The sequence below is a fragment of the Streptomyces sp. NPDC051976 genome, from assembly GCF_040680795.1.
In the GTDB taxonomy this organism is placed as follows: Bacteria; Actinomycetota; Actinomycetes; order Streptomycetales; family Streptomycetaceae; genus Actinacidiphila.
Genome location: NZ_JBFAXL010000012.1, coordinates 149,060 through 165,311 on the forward strand (window position 1 = coordinate 149,060; position 16,252 = coordinate 165,311).

Genomic DNA, 16,252 nt, shown 5'->3' on the forward strand with positions numbered 1-16,252 from the left:
AACGGTGAATATGCCGGTTGCCGCCGTGGGGGAGCCTCGATTCGGGAGAGGACGGCGCCAGCATGAGCAGCTGGGTAACCGACTGGAGCACGCAGGCCGCGTGCAAGACGACGGATCCGGACGAACTCTTCGTCCAGGGGGCGGCGCAGAATCGTGCCAAGGCGGTGTGCACCGGGTGCCCGGTCCGCACCGAGTGCCTGGCCGACGCGCTCGACAACCGGGTGGAGTTCGGTGTGTGGGGGGGTATGACCGAGCGTGAACGCCGGGCGCTGCTACGCCGGCGGCCGATGGTGACGTCCTGGCGCAGGCTGCTGGAGACCGCCCGTACCGAGTACGAGCGCAGCACCGGCCTGATCCCGCTCGGCGAAGAGGAAGACTACGCGGCGGCCGGCTGACCGCCGGCGAGCTGCTCGCCGATCGTCCGCAGCCCGGTCAGATCGTGAACGTCGCCGGGCAGCGCCGTCACGTCCACCATCGGCACCTCCGGGTGGACGGACACGAAGCGGTCGCGGGTGCGTCGCTCCCGCGCGACCACCTGCATCCGCTCGGCATGCAGGCGCAGCAGTCCCGCGGCGAGGCGTTCCGTCGCGGCGGCGGTGGTAGTGGTGGGCTGCACGGGGTCAGCTTTCCCAGTGGGGTGATCCACAATGCCGCCCTCGCCAAGATTCTCTGAGCCGGCTGTGGCGGCCGGGTCGCCGTCCCGTGCATCGTCCGCCGCGTCGGCCAGCGCGTCGTCCAGTGCCTCCGCCGCCGCCAGCGCCCGCTCGGCCGTGAGCTGCGCCGCGCCGCTGCCGTGCACACGGTTGAGCACCAGCCCGGCAAGCGGCATGTCCTCGGCGGCCAGCCGCTCCACGAAGTAGGCGGCCTCGCGCAGCGCGTCCCGCTCCGGCGCCGCGACCACGAGGAACGCCGTGCCCGGCGCCTGGAGCAGCCGGTACGTGGCGTCGGCGCGAGTGCGGAAGCCGCCGAACATGGTGTCCATCGCGGCGACGAAGGTCTGCACGTCGCGCAGCAGCCCGGCGCCCATCACCTTGCTCAGGGTGCCGGTCATCATCGACATCCCGATGTTGAGGAACTTCACCCCGGCCCGGCCGCCCACCTTCGCCGGGGCCATCAGCAGCTTGATGAACTTGCCGTCCAGGAACGAGCCCAGCCGCTTCGGCGCGTCCAGGAAGTCCAGCGCGCTACGGCTCGGCGGGGTGTCCACGATGATCAGGTCCCAGGCGTCCTGGGCGCGCAACTGGCCGAGCTTCTCCATCGCCATGTACTCCTGCGTGCCCGCGAAACCGGCCGACAGGGACTGGTAGAAGGGGTTCTCCAGGATCGCGCGGGCCCGTTCGGGGTCGGAGTGCTGCACCACGACCTCGTCGAACGTCCGTTTCATGTCCAGCATCATCGCGTGCAGCGAACCACCGGCGGACCGATCAATTCCGGCCACCTCGCGCGGGGTGTTGTCCAGTTCGGTGAGACCCATGGACTGGGCGAGCCTGCGCGCCGGGTCGATGGTCAGCACCACCGCCGTACGACCGCGCTCGGCCGCCCGTACGCCCAGGGACGCGGCGGTGGTGGTCTTGCCGACGCCGCCGGAGCCGCAGCACACGATGATCCGGGTCTTCGGGTCGTCGAGGAGCGGGTCGATCTCCAGCAGGGGGCTCTCCAGGCTCATCTCAGCCCTCGTCTCCGTCGTCGCCGTCAGCCACGGCCTCGTCGTCTTCGTCCGCGTCTTCGTCCGCGTCCTCGTCACTGTCGGCCGGGATCGCGACGCCCGGGACCGCCTGCTTGCGCAGGCTCTCCGCGAGGCGGTAGAGCCCGCCGAGGTCGACGCCGTCGCCGAGCAGCTCCAACTCCCGTACCGGCAGGCCGAGACCCACGATCTCGGCGCGCTGCTCGCGCTCCAGCACCACCCGCTGGGCGTGCTCGTACGCCTGCGTCAGCAGCGGGTCGACCAGCCGCTCGGCGACCCCGCCACGGCGGGCGCCGCCCAGTCCAGCCTGCGACAGGGCCTTCGCGACGGCCGTACGGCGCTTGCCGCCGCTGCCCGGGGCGCCGTCCGCGACCTCCGCGAGTACGGCCTCGTCCAGCAGCACCGGGCGGACCATGTTGACGATCACCGCGCCGACCGGCAGCCCGGCGGCGCGCAGCTCGGCGACGCCGTCCATCGTCTCCTGGACCGGCATCTCCTCCAGCAGCGTCACCAGGTGGATGGCGGTCTGCGGCGATTTCAGCACCCGCATCACGGCCTGCGCCTGGTTGTGTATCGGGCCGACCCTGGCGAGCCCGGCGACCTCGTCGTTGACGTTGAGGAAGCGGGTGATCCGGCCGGTGGGCGGGGCGTCCAGCACCACCGCGTCGTACACCGGCCAGCCCGCCTTGTCCTTGCGGCGGACGGCCTCGCACATCTTGCCGGTGAGCAGGACGTCGCGCAGCCCGGGGGCGACGGTGGTGGCGAAGTCGATCGCCCCGAGCTTCTTGAGCGCCCGGCCCGCGCGGCCGAGCTTGTAGAACATGTCCAGGTAGTCCAGCATCGCCAGCTCGGCGTCGATGGCCAGCGCGTGCACCTCGCCGCCGCCCGGCGCGGAAGCGATCTTGCGCTCCTCGTACGGCAGGGCCTCGGTCTCGAAGAGCTGCGCGATGCCCTGCCGCTCCTCGACCTCGACCAGCAGCACCCGGCGGCCCTCCGACGCGAGGGCGAGCGCCAGCGCGGCGGCGACCGTGGTCTTTCCCGTACCGCCCTTGCCCGTCACGATGTGGAGCCTGACGGCAGATGACTGTTGAGGGCTCACCTTGCGAGCCTAACCATTGAAGGGGGCATGTACTCCGGCGGCCGTCCCGTTCGGCTCCGGCGGGCATGTGTACGGCGGTCCCGTGGACACCGCCGGGCCGTCGTCGGCGGCGTGCGGGGAGGCACTACAGTCGCCGTATGGCGAAGAAGTGGGAATACGCGACCGTGCCGCTGCTCGTGCACGCGACGAAGCAGATCCTCGACACGTGGGGCGAGGACGGCTGGGAACTGGTCCAGGTCGTGCCGGGGCCGAACAACTCCGAGCAGCTCGTCGCGTACTTCAAGCGGGAGAAGGCGGCGTGAGCGGCGCCGTCGAGGCGCGGCTGGCCGAGCTGGGGCTGACGCTGCCCGAGGTCGTGCCGCCGCTGGCCGCGTACCAGCCCGCGGTGGTCTCCGGACCGTACGTCTTCACCTCGGGCCAGCTCCCGATGGTGGACGGCAAGCTCACCATGACCGGCAAGGTCGGCGCAGAGGTCACCGCGGACGAGGCCAAGGCCTTGGCCCGCACCTGCGCCCTCAACGCGCTGGCCGCCGTCAAGTCGGTCGCCGGTGACCTCGACCGGATCGCCCGCGTCGTGAAGGTCGTCGGCTTCGTCGCCTCCGCCCCCGACTTCACCGGTCAGCCCGGCGTCGTCAACGGCGCCAGCGAGTTGCTGGGCGCAGCCCTCGGCGACAAGGGCGTCCACGCCCGCAGCGCCGTCGGCGTCGCCGTCCTCCCCCTGGACGCCCCGGTCGAGGTCGAGATCCAGGTCGAGCTCGCTGGCTGAGCGATCGCCTGCGGCGCGCTTGCGTAGGTCCAGGCACCGTAGTGCCCCGAAGGGGCGCGGGGAAGCGCGCTGCGCTTGCGTAGGACGTGCCCCGTAGGGGCGCGGGGAACTGCGCGACCAGCCGTCGCGTGCCTGCACGTCACCACCGGCCCCAGAGGGGCAGATCGGTTGTCTTCGGGCCACCGGCCCGGTGGGGGCTGAGCGCGCAGTTCCCCGCGCCCCTTCGGGGCACTCCGGTGTCACCGGCCGACGCAGCGCGAGCGCACCTTCCCCGCGCCCCTGCGGGGCGCAGGTCTTCCGCAGGCGCCGCGCGAGGCGCAGTTCCCCGCGCCCCTGACGGGGCGAGGCCCTCCGCACGCGCAGCGCGCTGGGGCACTACCGGCGTGACCGGGAGCGTCATGGGTGCCCGCCCCGGAGGGGCACCCTCTCGAACATCCCGGCGGATGCACGTAGCATCCGCCCCATGACCAGGAACGACGGACAGGTGTTCCCCGCCTCGTGGCCGGATCGGATCCGGGCGCTGACCAGCGGGGAACTGGTGCCTGTGCCGCCGCGCCGGGCGGCGACGGTGCTGCTGCTGCGGGACACCGAGGGCGGCGGTCCGGCCGTCCACATGCTGCGCAGACGCGCCTCCATGGCCTTCGCCGGGGGCGCGTACGCGTATCCGGGCGGCGGGGTGGACCCGCGGGACGAGCGGCCGGTCGGGTGGGCGGGCCCGCCGCTGGAGGAGTGGGCGGCGGCGCTGGGCGCGGAGCCCGCGGTGGCGCAGGCGGTGGTCTGCGCGGCGGTGCGGGAGACCTTCGAGGAGTCGGGCGTGCTGCTCGCCGGGGCGGACGGCGCGAGCGTCGTCGCCGACACCACCGGGGACGACTGGGAGGCCGACAGGGCTGCCCTGGTCAGCCACGACCTGGCCTTCGCCGACTTCCTCGCCCGCCGTGAGCTGGTGCTCCGCTCCGACCTGCTCGGCCCGTGGGCCCGCTGGATCACCCCGGAGTTCGAGGAGCGCCGGTACGACACCTGGTTCTTCCTCGCCACGCTCCCGGCAGGGCAGCGCACCCGCGATGTGTCGGGCGAGGCGGACCACACCGTGTGGCTGCGGCCCGCGGACGCCGCCGACGGCTACGACCGGGGCGAGATGAGCATGCTGCCGCCGACCATCACCACGCTGCGCGACCTGACGCCGTACGCCTCGGCCGCCGCCGCGCTCACCGCCGCGGCGGACCGCGACCTGACCCCCGTACTGGCGCGCGCCGCACTCGACGACGAGGGCGGGATCGTACTGACCTGGCCGGGGCACGACGAGTTCACCCGGTTCATTCCCGGCTCCGCCGGGCGGGTAGGGGAGGGCCGATGACCGCCGCGATGCTGCCGGGCGAGCCGCAGTCCACCATCGGCGGCTGGGCGACGGCCCGCGCGCTGTGCGTGCTGGCGCCCAACCCGTCGCCGATGACGCTGGACGGCACCAACACCTGGATAGTCTCCGAGCCCGACTCGCCGCTGGCCGTCGTCATCGACCCCGGCCCGCTGGACGAGGCCCATCTGGCCCGGGTCATCGGCGTCGCCGAGGAGCAGGGCAAGCGGGTCGCGCTGACCCTGCTCACCCACGGCCACCCCGACCACGCGGAGGGCGCGGCCCGCTTCGCCGAACTCACCGGCACCCGGGTCCGGGCGCTGGACCCGGCGCTGCGGCTCGGCGACGAGGGACTGGCGGCCGGGGACACCGTGACCACCGGCGGCCTGGAGCTGCGGGTGCTCGGCACGCCCGGCCACACCGGCGACTCGCTCTCCTTCCACCTCCCCGCCGACGGTGCGGTGCTGACCGGCGACACGGTGCTCGGCCGCGGCACGACCGTGGTCGCCCACCCCGACGGGCGGCTCGGCGACTACCTGGACTCGCTGCGGCGGCTCCAGACCCTCACCGTCGACGGCGGTGTGGACACGGTGCTGCCCGGCCACGGCCCGGTGCTCGCCGACGCCCGCGGCGCCGTCGAGTTCTACCTCGCGCACCGCGCGCACCGGCTCGCCCAGGTCGAGACCGCCGTCGAGTCGGGGCTGCGCACCCCGGCCGAGGTGGTGGCCCATGTCTACGCCGACGTGGACCGCTCGCTGTGGCCCGCCGCCGAACTGTCGGTCCTCGCCCAGCTCGACTACCTACGCGAACACGGACTCATCGATCAGCCATGAACGACTCCCCCTCTGCTTTCGCCCCCTGGTCCCCGTCCTTCGTCGCCGACCCGTACCCGGCGTACGAGGCGCTGCGCGCAGGCGGCCGCGCCCATTGGTTCGAGCCCACCAAGCAGTGGCTCATCCCGCACCACGACGACGTCAACGCCCTGCTGCGCGACCGCCGCCTGGGCCGTACGTATCTGCACCGCTTCACCCACGAGGAGTTCGGCCGCCAGGCGCCGCCGCCCGAGCACGAGCCCTTCACCACGCTCAACGGCAACGGCATGCTCGACCTCGAAGCGCCCGCGCACTCCCGGATCCGCAGGCTGGTCGCCAAGGCGTTCACCCCGCGCACGGTGGAGCGGCTGGCCCCGACCGTGGAGCGCCTCGCCGCCGAACTCGTCACCGGCCTGTACGCCGACGGCGGCGGCGACTTGCTGGCCAGGGTCGCCGAGCCGCTGCCGGTGGCCGTCATCGCCGAGATGCTCGGCATTCCCGCCTCCGACCGCCCGCTGCTGCGGCCCTGGTCCGCGGCGATCACCGGGATGTTCGAGCTGAACCCCACCGAGGAGAGCGCGGCGGCGGCCGTCCGGGCGAGCGAGGAGTTCTCCGCGTACCTGCGCGAGCTGATCGCCGCCCGTCGCACCGACCCCGGCGAGGACCTGATCAGCGCGCTGATCGCCGCCCAGGACGAGGGCGACAAGCTCAGCGAGCAGGAGATGGTCTCCACCTGCGTGCTGCTGCTCAACGCGGGCCACGAGGCCACCGTCAACACCACCACCGTCGGCTGGCTCACCCTCTTCCGCCACCCCGACCAGCTCCAGCTGCTCTACGACGTGCCGGAGCGGCTGCGCGACGGCGTGGAGGAGATGCTGCGCTACGACACCCCGTTGCAGATGTTCGAGCGCTGGGTGCTGGACGACATCGAGGTCGGCGGCACGGTCATCCCGCGCGGCTCCGAGGTGGCGCTGCTCTTCGGCTCCGCCAACCGCGACCCGGCCGTCTTCCGCGACCCCGACCGCTTCGACGTCACCCGCCCCGCCGCCGACAACCGCCACCTCACCTTCGGCGCCGGGATCCACTACTGCCTCGGAGCCCCGCTCGCCCGCCTCGAACTCAGCGCCTCCTTCGGCACCTTCCTCCGCGACGCCCCCGGCATGCGCCTGCTGAAGGAGCCGCAATGGCGCCCGGGATACGTCATCCGCGGGGTGGAGGAGCTCCAGGTCACCTGGTAGCGGGTGCCGCTGCGCGGCGGCTTGGACGCCGTGGACTCGGGCCGCTGATGGGCGGCAGCGGCATGGCCCGGCGGCCTGAGCGGCTCGTCTCGGGCCGTTGCCCTGGCGCGTGAGTTGCCCGCAGGACGGGCGAATCGGGCGCCGGGCCACCGGCCGTGGCGGCCCGCGGGTGGCCACGGGCGTCGCCAGCCGCTGCGCGGCGGCTTGGACGCCGTGGACTCGGGCCGCTGATGGGCGGCAGCGGCATGGCCCGGCGGCCTGAGCGGCTCGTCTCGCGCCGTTGTTGCCCTGGCGCGTGAGTTGCCCGCAGGACGGGCGAATCGGGCGCCGGGCCACCGGCCGTGGCGGCCCGTGGGCGGCCACGGGTGCCGCCGGCCGCCGCGCGGCGGCGTTGGCGACAGCTTCGCGTCGGCCGACCCGTTTCAGACGCCGATGTCCCGGTGGCGCAGCCCCACCATGCCAGCCGCCATGGTCGCGGTGGCGACAAGTATCAGCCAGGCGTAGGGCGTCGCCGCCGCGTTCGCGCCTGGGAGGGCGGGCAGGTGGGTGAAGGGGGAGAGGTCCAGCAGCGGTTGGGGGAGGCGGAGGACCGGGCCGAGTTGGCCGAGGGCGAGGAAGGTGGCGAGGAGGCCCCAGGCGGCGGGGGAGGCGGTGGGGCGGAGGCCGATGAGGAGGGTGGTGAGACCGGCGAGCACCCAGACGGCCGGGGCCTGAGCGAGGGCGGCGCCGGTCAGGCGGGGGAGTTGGCCGCCGAGGTCGTGGGTGGCGGAGCCGTAGGCCAGGGCCATCGCCAGGCCGCCCGCGGCCAGGAGGACGAGGGTGCCGAGCAGGGCGAGGAGCAGATGGCCGGCGGCCCACCGCAGGCGGCCGACCGGGTGGGCGAGGACGGCCTCGGCGCCCTGACCGGTCTCCTCGGAGCGCAGCCGCAGCACGCTCTGGACGGCGAAGACCGCGGCCATGATGCCGAGCAGGCCCATCGCGGTCGACAGGAACGCGTCGGTGAGGCCCTGGTGGCCGCCCATCCGCTGGAAGATGTCGTCGACCTGCTTGTTGTCGCCGACGAGTTCGCCGACCGAGTCGGCCACCGAGCCGTAGACCGCCCCGGCGACGGTCAGGCCCGCCGCCCAGCCGAGCAGGGCGCCGCGCTGGAGCCGCCAGGCCAGCGCCAGCGGCCCGTTCAGCGAGCGCGCGGCGCGTGCGGGGCCGGGCCGGGCGGGCAGGACGCCGGAGCCGGTGTCCCGGCGGGAGACCAGCACGTACCCGCCCGCGCAGCCGAGCGCGGTGAAGGCGGCGACCGGCAGCAGCACCCACCAGGACTCGGCGGCGTAGGGGTGGAGGTGCTCGACCCAGCCCAGGGGAGAGGCCCAGACCAGGGGGGAGGAGGAGTCATCGGTGGCCGCGTCCCCGGCCGCGCGCAGCAGGAAGGCGGCGCCGAGGACGGTGCCCGCCAGGCCCCTGGCCAGCCGGGCGCTCTGGGTGAGCTGGGCGGTCACGGCGGCGACACCGGCGAACATCAACCCGCCGCAGCCCACGACCAGGCCGAGCGCCACCGACCCCGCCACGCCCTGGCCGACGACGACCATGCCGCCGGCGATGACCAGGGCGACCACGAGATCGGCCGTAGCGGCGGCGGCCAGGGCGGCGGTCAGCGGCGCCCGGCGGTCGACCATGGTCGCGCCGAGCATCTCCTGGCGGCCGGTCTCCTCCTCCTCGCGGGTGTGCCGCACCACGATGAGCAGGCTCATCAGCCCGGCGAGCGCCGCGCCGAGCACGCCCATCCGCCATGCGGTGAGCGCGCCGATGGTGTGCGCGTCGTAGACCGGTCCGTACAGGGCGCGCAGGGGGCCGCTGGCGTTCATGCTGCGGGCCAGGTCGGTGCGTTCGGGCTGGGTGGCGTAGAGGGTGCGGAAGGAGAAGGCGCTGCCGACGACCGCGGCGGTCAGGGCGTAGAGCCAGCCGGGGATCATGATCCGGTCGCGGCGCAGGGCCAGTCCCGTCAGGCTGGCCGTACCGGCGAGGGCGGTCATGACCGCACCGCCGCGGACGCGCCGGGCTCGCCGGGAGCGTCGGCGCCCGCCCCGTACTGCCGGAGGAACAGCTCCTCCAGGGTGGGCGGCCGGGTGGTGAGGGTGCGTACGCCGCGGTCGGCGAGGGCGCGCAGCAGGGCGTCGAGGTGGTCGGTGTCGGCCTGGAGGGTGACGTGGTTGCCGTGGGTCCGCACCTCGTGCACGCCGGGGAGCGTGGCCAACCCGGCGGGCGGGGCGGACAGTTCGGCGGTGACGCTGGTACGGGTGAGGTGGCGCAGCTCGGCGAGCGCGCCGCTCTGCACGGTGCGGCCCTCGCGGATGATGCTCACCCGGTCGCAGAGCGCCTCGACCTCGCTGAGGATGTGGCTGGACAGCAGCACGGTGGCGCCGCGGTCGCGGGCCCGCCGCACGCAGCTCTGGAAGACCTCCTCCATCAGCGGGTCCAGGCCCGACGTCGGCTCGTCGAGGATCAGCAGCTCGGCGTCGGAGGCGAAGGCGGCGACCAGGGCGACCTTCTGCCGGTTGCCCTTGGAGTACGCGCCGCCCTTCTTCGTCGGGTCCAGGTCGAACGCGTCGAGCAGCTCGCGCCTGCGGGCGGCCGCCGCGGCGCCGTCCGCGGACGCTCCGCGCAGCCTGCCGAAGAGGTCGATGATCTCGCCCCCGCTCAGGTTGCGCCACAGCGTGACGTCCCCCGGCACGTACGCGATCCGCCGGTGCAGCGCCACCGCGTCCCGCCACGGGTCACCGCCGAGCAGCCGGGCGGTGCCGCCGTCCGCCCTGATCAGGCCGAGCAGCACGCGGATGGTGGTGGACTTCCCCGCTCCGTTCGGCCCGAGGAAGCCGTGCACCTCGCCGGTGCCGACGGACAGGTCGAGTCCGTCGAGTGCGCGTGTGCGGCCGAAGGTCTTGACGAGACCGGCCACGGAGATTGCCGTCATCACGATTTCCAAGGTACGGTAGTTTCATAAATTTGTGAAGATACCGCACGGCGTAAACTCTCCCTCTCGGTGACCGGACGGAGGCGAACATGACGGAGCCGCGCGACGAGAACCCGGCGGAGGTCATGACCTTCGTCGAACGCTTCGCGGCCGAGATGGTCGAGGCCGGGATGCAGCGGATGGCCGCCAGGGTCTTCTCCGCGCTTCTGGCCTCGGAGGACGGCGCGCTCAGCTCCGCCGAACTCGGCGAGCGGCTCCAGGTCAGCCCGGCCGCGGTCTCCGGCGCGGTCCGTTACCTCGCCCAGGTCGGCATGGTCCACCGCGAGCGCGAGCCGGGCTCACGCCGCGAGCTGTACCGGGTGCACAGCGACCAGTGGTACGAGACCTTCACCAGTCGCAGCAGTTACCTCTCCCGCTGGGAGACCACCCTGCGCAGTGGCGTCCACACCGTCGGCGAGGACACCGGGGCGGGACGGCGGCTCGCCGAGACCGCCGCCTTCTTCGAGTTCCTGCAGCACGAGCTGACCGGGATGATGGACCGCTGGCGCGAGTACAAGACCACCCTCTGACCCCACGTCACGACCTCAGCGCGGCACGGTCAGCCGCCACGCCGACGGCTCGACCGTCCACGTACGGGTGCGGACCGGACCGGTGATCGCGGAGTCGGCGCGGTAGCGGAAGTCCCGCCCCGAGACGGTGATCGAGCGGGCGGTGGCGCGTACCGGACCGGCGCCCTCGGTGTGGCGGACCAGCACCTCCGCCATGCCCTCGGGGGAGATGCGCACCGACACCTCGTGCACCGGCTGGTCGAGGTCGGCCAGCAGCACACCGTCCGCCTCGACGCGCAGCCGCTGCCTGGGCGGATGGCCGTTGACGGGGATCGGCGCGGTCAGGGTGCGCACCAGGGAGCGGGCGGTCTTCTCCACCGGCGTCCACCAGTGCGCGGCGGTGCGCGAGACCGGGGTGCCGCACGGGATGCTCAGCGCGCCCAGCACGATCCCGCCGGCCTCGTCGACCAGCAGGTCAAGCTCCCGCTCGGCGCCGTCCAGCACGGCCCGCGCCGCGGCGAGCACCTGCCCCGGCACTCCCAGGGCGCGCGCCACCGCCGAGCGCGGCCCGATCGGCACCAGGGCGACCGGCATCTCGTGCAGGGTGCGGTCGCGGTGCAGAGTGCGCACGGTCCGCAGCAGAGCGGAGTCGTCACCGAGCACCACGGGGTGGCGTCGGCCACGATGTGCGAGGGCGCGTTCCACTTCTTCGGCCGATTCCGGGAGAACGATTTTTACGGACGACGCGCCCGCGCACAGGACATCTTTGGCGATGCGTACCGATTCGCCGTCGACAGCACGCGCCGCGGGGTCGATGACCACGAGCAGGGGGTATCCCCTGACGGAGTCCGGGGGAGGATGCCCAGGAGACACGGCCGACACCTTGGTCCTTCCTCAGGTAAAATCTCGGTGCAAGAGCCCCTTGCGCCTTTGCGTCAGGGGCTTCGTCTATTCCGGGGCAGGTTCGACGGCTCTCTGCACGTTGGACATGCCCCGCCCGGAAGGGGTGTACGCCTGTGCCCGCACTTGTGCTGCTCGGTGCTCAGTGGGGTGACGAGGGCAAGGGGAAGGCTACCGACCTGCTCGGTGGCTCCGTGGACTACGTGGTGCGTTACCAGGGCGGCAACAACGCCGGCCACACGGTCGTCGTCGGCGACCAGAAGTACGCACTGCATCTGCTCCCCTCCGGAATCCTGTCGCCGGGGTGCACCCCGGTCATCGGAAACGGTGTCGTCATCGACCCGGCGGTCCTGCTCTCCGAGCTGAGCGGACTCAACGGGCGCGGTGTCGACACGTCCAAGCTGCTGATCAGCGGTAACGCCCACCTGATCACTCCGTACCACCAGACCATCGACAAGGTGACGGAGCGGTTCCTGGGCAACCGGAAGATCGGCACCACAGGGCGCGGTATCGGTCCCGCCTACGCGGACAAGATCAACCGGGTCGGCATCAGGGTCCAGGACCTCTTCGACGAATCGATCCTCCACCAGAAGGTCGACGCGGCGCTCCAGGACAAGAACCAGGTCCTGGTCAAGATCTTCAACCGGCGGGCGATCAGCACCGACCAGGTCGTCGAGGAGTACCTGGGCTACGCGGACCAGATCAGGGACTTCGTCGCGGACACCGCGCTGGTCCTCAACAACGCGCTCGACGAGGGCAAGGTCGTCCTCATGGAGGGCGGTCAGGGCACGCTGCTCGACGTGGACCACGGCACGTACCCCTTCGTGACGTCGTCCAACCCGACCTCCGGTGGCGCCTGCACCGGCAGCGGTGTCGGCCCGACCAAGATCACCCGGGTGATCGGCATCCTCAAGGCGTACACCACGCGTGTCGGCTCCGGCCCCTTCCCGACCGAACTCTTCGACGAGGACGGCGAGAAGCTGCGCACCATCGGCCACGAGTTCGGTGTCACCACCGGCCGCAACCGGCGCTGCGGCTGGTTCGACGCGGTGATCGCCCGCTACGCGACCCGCGTCAACGGCCTCACCGACTTCTTCCTCACCAAGCTCGACATCCTCACTGGATGGGAGCGCATCCCGGTGTGCGTCGCGTACGAGATCGACGGCCGCCGCGTCGAGGAACTGCCGTACAGCCAGTCCGACTTCCACCACGCCAAGCCGGTCTACGAGTACCTGCCCGGCTGGTCGGAGGACATCACCAAGGCGAAGACCTTCGAGGACCTGCCCAAGAACGCGCAGGGCTACGTCAAGGCGCTCGAGGAGATGTCGGGCGCGCCGATCTCGGCGATCGGCGTCGGCCCCGGCCGCACCGAGACCATCGAGATCAACTCGTTCCTCTAGGCGTCACCAGAAGGTGGGTTGATCGCGGGCGGCATCGCCGCGGTCAGCCCACCTTCTCGTACGTCAGCGGCACCTTGCCGCCCTCCAGGTTGTCGCGCCGCAGATGGGTGGGGTCGACCAGGGTCAGGGTGGTCGCCGCGCCCGGGTTGCACGAGGTCGCCGGCTGGCCGCTGGTGACCAGCGACGGGCTCAACTGCACGGGCGGCCCCACCTCGGTGACCTTCATCGACCAGGCGCAGTCGTAGTCCGCGCCCTCGCCGGTCAGTTCCACGGCGCCGTCCTTGTGGACGGTCAGGGTGCGGGTGTTGTCGCCCGTCGTCGTGCTGAACGACGTCTCCCAGGTGCCGATCATGTCCGCCGGTACGCCGGTGGCCGCGGGACCGCCAGGGGTGGCCGACCGGGTGTCCGCCGGGGTGCTGGTCCGCGTCGCGGGTGACTCGGTGGGCCCGGCGCTGCCGCCCTTGTGCCCGTTCTCCCGCAGGACCACGAAGGCCGTCGTGGCGCCCGCGACCACCGCGAGCAGCGCCAGCGCGGCGACGAGCGCGCCCCGGCGGCCGCGCCTGGTGGGGGCGGCTTCGGGGGAGTGCGCCGGGCCGGGGCCGGGGCCCGGGGGCGGGACGGACTCGACGGCCGTGGGCGACGGGGCGACGGCCGTGGGCGACAGCGGGGGCGAGACCACCGTGGGCGTGCGCTCGACCTCGGTCAGCGGTTCCGCCTCGGCGGCGCCGGAGGCGTCGGGTTCCGGCGTGACCTCGGGCTCCGGCTCGGGCTCGGGCTCCGGCTCCGGGGGCGCCGACGGCTGTGTCGCCTCGGCCTCCAGCTCCAGCAGCTGTACGGCGTGCCGCCCCAGCCGGGCGATGATCGCGCCGGGCAGCCACGGCTCGGCGGCCGCGCTGTCGGGTTCGGCCTCGCCGACCTTCTCCAGCACCTGGGCGAGCGAAGGCCGCTCCTCGGGGTCCTTCACCAGGCAGGAGGCGACCAGGTCGCGCAGCCCGTCCGGCAGCGCGTCCAGGTCCGGCGGCTCCTGGACGATACGGAACATCTGGGCGTGCACACCGCTGCTGGCCGCGCCGAACGGCTGCAGCCCGGTGGCCGCGTAGGCCAGTACCGAGCCGAGGCAGAAGATGTCGCAGGCCGGGGTGACCCGGTCGCCGCGCACCTGCTCGGGCGACATGAAGGCGGGCGAGCCGACCATGGCGCCGGTGTAGGTGAGCGAGCCGTCGGCCACCGTCTCCAGTGCGCGGGCGATACCGAAGTCGATGACCCGGGGGCCGTCGATGGTGATCATGACGTTCGAGGGTTTGAGATCGCGGTGCACCAGACCGGCGGCGTGGATGTCGCTCAGCGCGTGCGCCAGACCCGCGGCCAGGACCCGTACCGAACGCTCCGGCAGCGGGCCGTGGTCCTTGCCGACGACCTGCGCCAGCGAGGGCCCGGCGACATAGCCGGTGGCGACCCAGGGGATCTCGGCCTCGGTGTCGGCGTCGAGCACGGGCGCCGTCCAGGTGCCGCCGACCCGGCGGGCGGCCTGCACCTCGCGCCGGAAGCGGGTGCGGAACTCCTCCTGGGCGGCGAGTTCGGCGCGCACCAGCTTCACCGCCACCGTACGGCCGCGGGCGGAACGCGCGAGGAAGACCAGGCCCATGCCGCCGGTGCCGAGCCTGCCCAGCAACCGGTACGCGCCGATCCACCGCGGATCGCCGGCTCTCAGTTCGTCCATCGCCCGTCAGCCCCGTGTCTCCCTGGGCTCCACGCCCTCATGCCCCAGCCCGCCGGAGCAGCCCGCCCTTAGACCGAAGAATAAGCGTATGAACGCCAAGTGGTCCGGGGGGTGCCGTGCGGTGACGCGCACACCTGTTTGACACCGTGTCGGCCGCCGGGGGCAGCGCGATACAGCGTGCCGGTGCCGCTCGGCGGAAGGTGGTCCCTAGCCTGGGCGACATGACCCCTCTGTCCTCCCTGTCCACTCCGCCGCAGTCGGGCGGTGCGCCGCTCGCCGACCCCGCGGCGGGGGCCGCGGTCAAGGCCGCGGACCGTGCCCATGTCTTCCACTCCTGGTCAGCGCAGGAAGTCATCGACCCGCTGGCCGTAGCCGGGGCGGAGGGCTCGTACTTCTGGGACTACGACGGCAACCGCTATCTGGACTTCTCGTCCCAGCTGGTGAACACCAACATTGGGCACCAGCACCCCAAGGTCGTCGCCGCGATCCAGGAGCAGGCCGCCAAACTGTCCACCTTCGCGCCCGCGTTCGCCATCGACGTACGCTCCGAGGCCGCCCGGCTCATCGCCGAGCTGACCCCCGGGGACCTGGACAAGATCTTCTTCACCAACGGCGGCGCGGAGGCGGTCGAGAACGCCGTCCGGATGGCCCGGCTGCACACCGGGCGCCCCAAGGTGCTCAGCGCCTACCGGTCGTACCACGGCGCCACGTCCACGGCGATCAACCTCACCGGCGACCCGCGCCGCTGGGCCTCCGACACCGCCTCCGCGGGCGTCGTGCACTTCTGGGGCCCGTATCTCTACCGCTCGCAGTTCCACGCCACGACCGAGGCCGAGGAGTGCCACCGGGCGCTGGAGCACCTGGAGCAGCTCATCGCCTTCGAGGGGCCGCAGTCGATCGCCGCGGTCATCCTGGAGACCGTCGTCGGCACCGCGGGCGTGCTGGTGCCGCCGGACGGCTACCTCGCCGGGGTGCGCGCGCTGTGCGACCGCTACGGCATCGTCTTCATCCTCGACGAGGTGATGGCGGGCTTCGGCCGCACCGGCCGCTGGTTCGCCGCCGACCACTGGGACGCCGTCCCCGACCTGCTGACCTTCGCCAAGGGCGTCAACTCCGGCTATGTGCCGCTGGGCGGCGTGGCGATCTCCGAGCGGATCGCGGCCACCTTCGCCACCCGCCCCTACCCCGGCGGCCTCACCTACTCGGGCCACCCGCTGGCCTGCGCGTCGGCGGTGGCCACCATCAACGCCATGCGCGACGAGGCGATCGTGGAGAACGCCGCCCGTATCGGCGAGAGCGTCATCGGCCCCGGGCTGCGCGAGATCGCCGAGCGCCACCCGTCGGTCGGCGAGGTGCGCGGCATGGGCGTCTTCTGGGCGCTCGACCTGGTCAAGGACAAGATCACCCGCGAACCCCTGGTGCCGTACAACGCCGCGGGCGCCGACAACGCGCCCATGGCGGAGTTCGCCGCCGCCTGCAAGCGCTCCGGCCTGTGGCCCTTCGTCAACATGAACCGCACCCATGTGGTGCCGCCCTGCACCGTCACCGAGGCCGAGGTCAAGGAGGGCCTGGAACTGCTGGACAACGCCCTCTCCGTCGCCGACCGCTACACGGCCGCCGCCGCGGGCTGACCCCGGTTTCCCGCGGTACCGCTCCCATCCTCCGCGCATACACGTACGGCCCTCGCATATCGTGTGCGAGGGCCATACGCGTGTACGACGGCACGTACACGCCCACCTCAACACCACATATAGGTACGGATTCGGGCG

The 16,252-nt window shown here is 72.8% G+C and carries 15 protein-coding genes; 9 read left to right on the plus strand and 6 right to left on the minus strand.

The window, feature by feature from the left end; all coding sequences use genetic code 11:
- Positions 1–62 precede the first annotated feature (62 nt).
- The gene (locus tag AB0M29_RS15780) at positions 63–395 is read left to right on the plus strand and encodes a WhiB family transcriptional regulator (protein ID WP_365382831.1); all 333 of its coding nucleotides are present in this window, start codon (positions 63–65) and stop codon (positions 393–395) included.
- On the opposite strand, the gene AB0M29_RS15785 is transcribed toward AB0M29_RS15780, so the two are convergent.
- Together AB0M29_RS15785 and AB0M29_RS15790 are read right to left on the minus strand one after the other, a co-directional pair.
- Entirely contained in the window at positions 377–1,666 is a 1,290-nt protein-coding gene (locus tag AB0M29_RS15785; RefSeq protein ID WP_365382832.1) for an ArsA family ATPase, read from the minus strand. The genes AB0M29_RS15780 and AB0M29_RS15785 overlap by 19 nt on opposite strands.
- A gap of 1 nt (position 1,667) precedes the next feature.
- Positions 1,668–2,783, minus strand: coding sequence for an ArsA-related P-loop ATPase (locus tag AB0M29_RS15790; protein WP_365382833.1), 1,116 nt, complete (start codon positions 2,781–2,783; stop codon positions 1,668–1,670).
- A gap of 137 nt (positions 2,784–2,920) precedes the next feature.
- Between AB0M29_RS15790 and AB0M29_RS15795 the strand changes: the two genes are divergently transcribed.
- The 5 genes from AB0M29_RS15795 to AB0M29_RS15815 all read left to right on the plus strand — a co-directional run bounded on the left by AB0M29_RS15795 (position 2,921) and on the right by AB0M29_RS15815 (position 6,950).
- Positions 2,921–3,085 (plus strand): DUF4177 domain-containing protein, encoded by a 165-nt coding sequence (locus AB0M29_RS15795; protein ID WP_365382834.1) that lies wholly within the window; start codon positions 2,921–2,923, stop codon positions 3,083–3,085.
- Complete coding sequence (locus tag AB0M29_RS15800) at positions 3,082–3,549, plus strand: RidA family protein (RefSeq protein WP_365382835.1); 468 nt, start codon at positions 3,082–3,084, stop codon at positions 3,547–3,549. The genes AB0M29_RS15795 and AB0M29_RS15800 overlap by 4 nt, the downstream gene beginning before the upstream one ends.
- Before the next feature lie 463 nt (positions 3,550–4,012).
- Entirely contained in the window at positions 4,013–4,903 is an 891-nt protein-coding gene (locus tag AB0M29_RS15805; RefSeq protein ID WP_365382836.1) for an NUDIX hydrolase, read from the plus strand.
- A complete protein-coding gene (locus AB0M29_RS15810) occupies positions 4,900–5,733 on the plus strand; it encodes an MBL fold metallo-hydrolase (protein WP_365382837.1) in 834 nt (277 codons plus the stop codon). Before AB0M29_RS15805 ends, AB0M29_RS15810 begins: the two co-directional genes overlap by 4 nt.
- A complete protein-coding gene (locus AB0M29_RS15815; protein ID WP_365382838.1) occupies positions 5,730–6,950 on the plus strand; it encodes a cytochrome P450 in 1,221 nt (406 codons plus the stop codon). Before AB0M29_RS15810 ends, AB0M29_RS15815 begins: the two co-directional genes overlap by 4 nt.
- A 422-nt stretch (positions 6,951–7,372) precedes the next feature.
- Here the strand turns inward: AB0M29_RS15815 and AB0M29_RS15820 are convergent, their stop codons facing one another.
- Both AB0M29_RS15820 and AB0M29_RS15825 read right to left on the minus strand, forming a co-directional pair.
- On the minus strand, positions 7,373–8,977 hold the full coding sequence (locus AB0M29_RS15820) for an ABC transporter permease (RefSeq protein WP_365382839.1): 1,605 nt from the start codon (positions 8,975–8,977) through the stop codon (positions 7,373–7,375).
- Positions 8,974–9,918, minus strand: a complete 945-nt coding sequence (locus AB0M29_RS15825; protein ID WP_365382840.1) for an ABC transporter ATP-binding protein — start codon at positions 9,916–9,918, stop codon at positions 8,974–8,976. The genes AB0M29_RS15820 and AB0M29_RS15825 overlap by 4 nt, the downstream gene beginning before the upstream one ends.
- An 86-nt stretch (positions 9,919–10,004) precedes the next feature.
- Here AB0M29_RS15825 and AB0M29_RS15830 point away from each other — a divergent pair, with 86 nt between their 5' ends.
- Entirely contained in the window at positions 10,005–10,484 is a 480-nt protein-coding gene (locus tag AB0M29_RS15830) for a MarR family transcriptional regulator (RefSeq protein ID WP_365382841.1), read from the plus strand.
- Between the two features lie 15 nt (positions 10,485–10,499).
- Here the strand turns inward: AB0M29_RS15830 and AB0M29_RS15835 are convergent, their stop codons facing one another.
- Positions 10,500–11,285: a diacylglycerol kinase family protein gene (locus AB0M29_RS15835; RefSeq protein ID WP_365382842.1), complete on the minus strand. Its 786-nt coding sequence runs from the start codon at positions 11,283–11,285 to the stop codon at positions 10,500–10,502.
- Positions 11,286–11,479: 194 nt separating this feature from the next.
- Between AB0M29_RS15835 and AB0M29_RS15840 the strand changes: the two genes are divergently transcribed.
- On the plus strand, positions 11,480–12,763 hold the full coding sequence (locus AB0M29_RS15840; protein ID WP_365382843.1) for an adenylosuccinate synthase: 1,284 nt from the start codon (positions 11,480–11,482) through the stop codon (positions 12,761–12,763).
- A 43-nt stretch (positions 12,764–12,806) separates the two neighbouring features.
- Here AB0M29_RS15840 and AB0M29_RS15845 read toward each other — a convergent pair whose 3' ends face one another.
- Entirely contained in the window at positions 12,807–14,483 is a 1,677-nt protein-coding gene (locus AB0M29_RS15845) for a serine/threonine-protein kinase (protein ID WP_365382844.1), read from the minus strand.
- A gap of 221 nt (positions 14,484–14,704) precedes the next feature.
- Here AB0M29_RS15845 and AB0M29_RS15850 point away from each other — a divergent pair, with 221 nt between their 5' ends.
- On the plus strand, positions 14,705–16,114 hold the full coding sequence (locus AB0M29_RS15850) for an aspartate aminotransferase family protein (protein WP_365382845.1): 1,410 nt from the start codon (positions 14,705–14,707) through the stop codon (positions 16,112–16,114).
- The last annotated feature ends 138 nt before the right edge of the window (positions 16,115–16,252 follow it).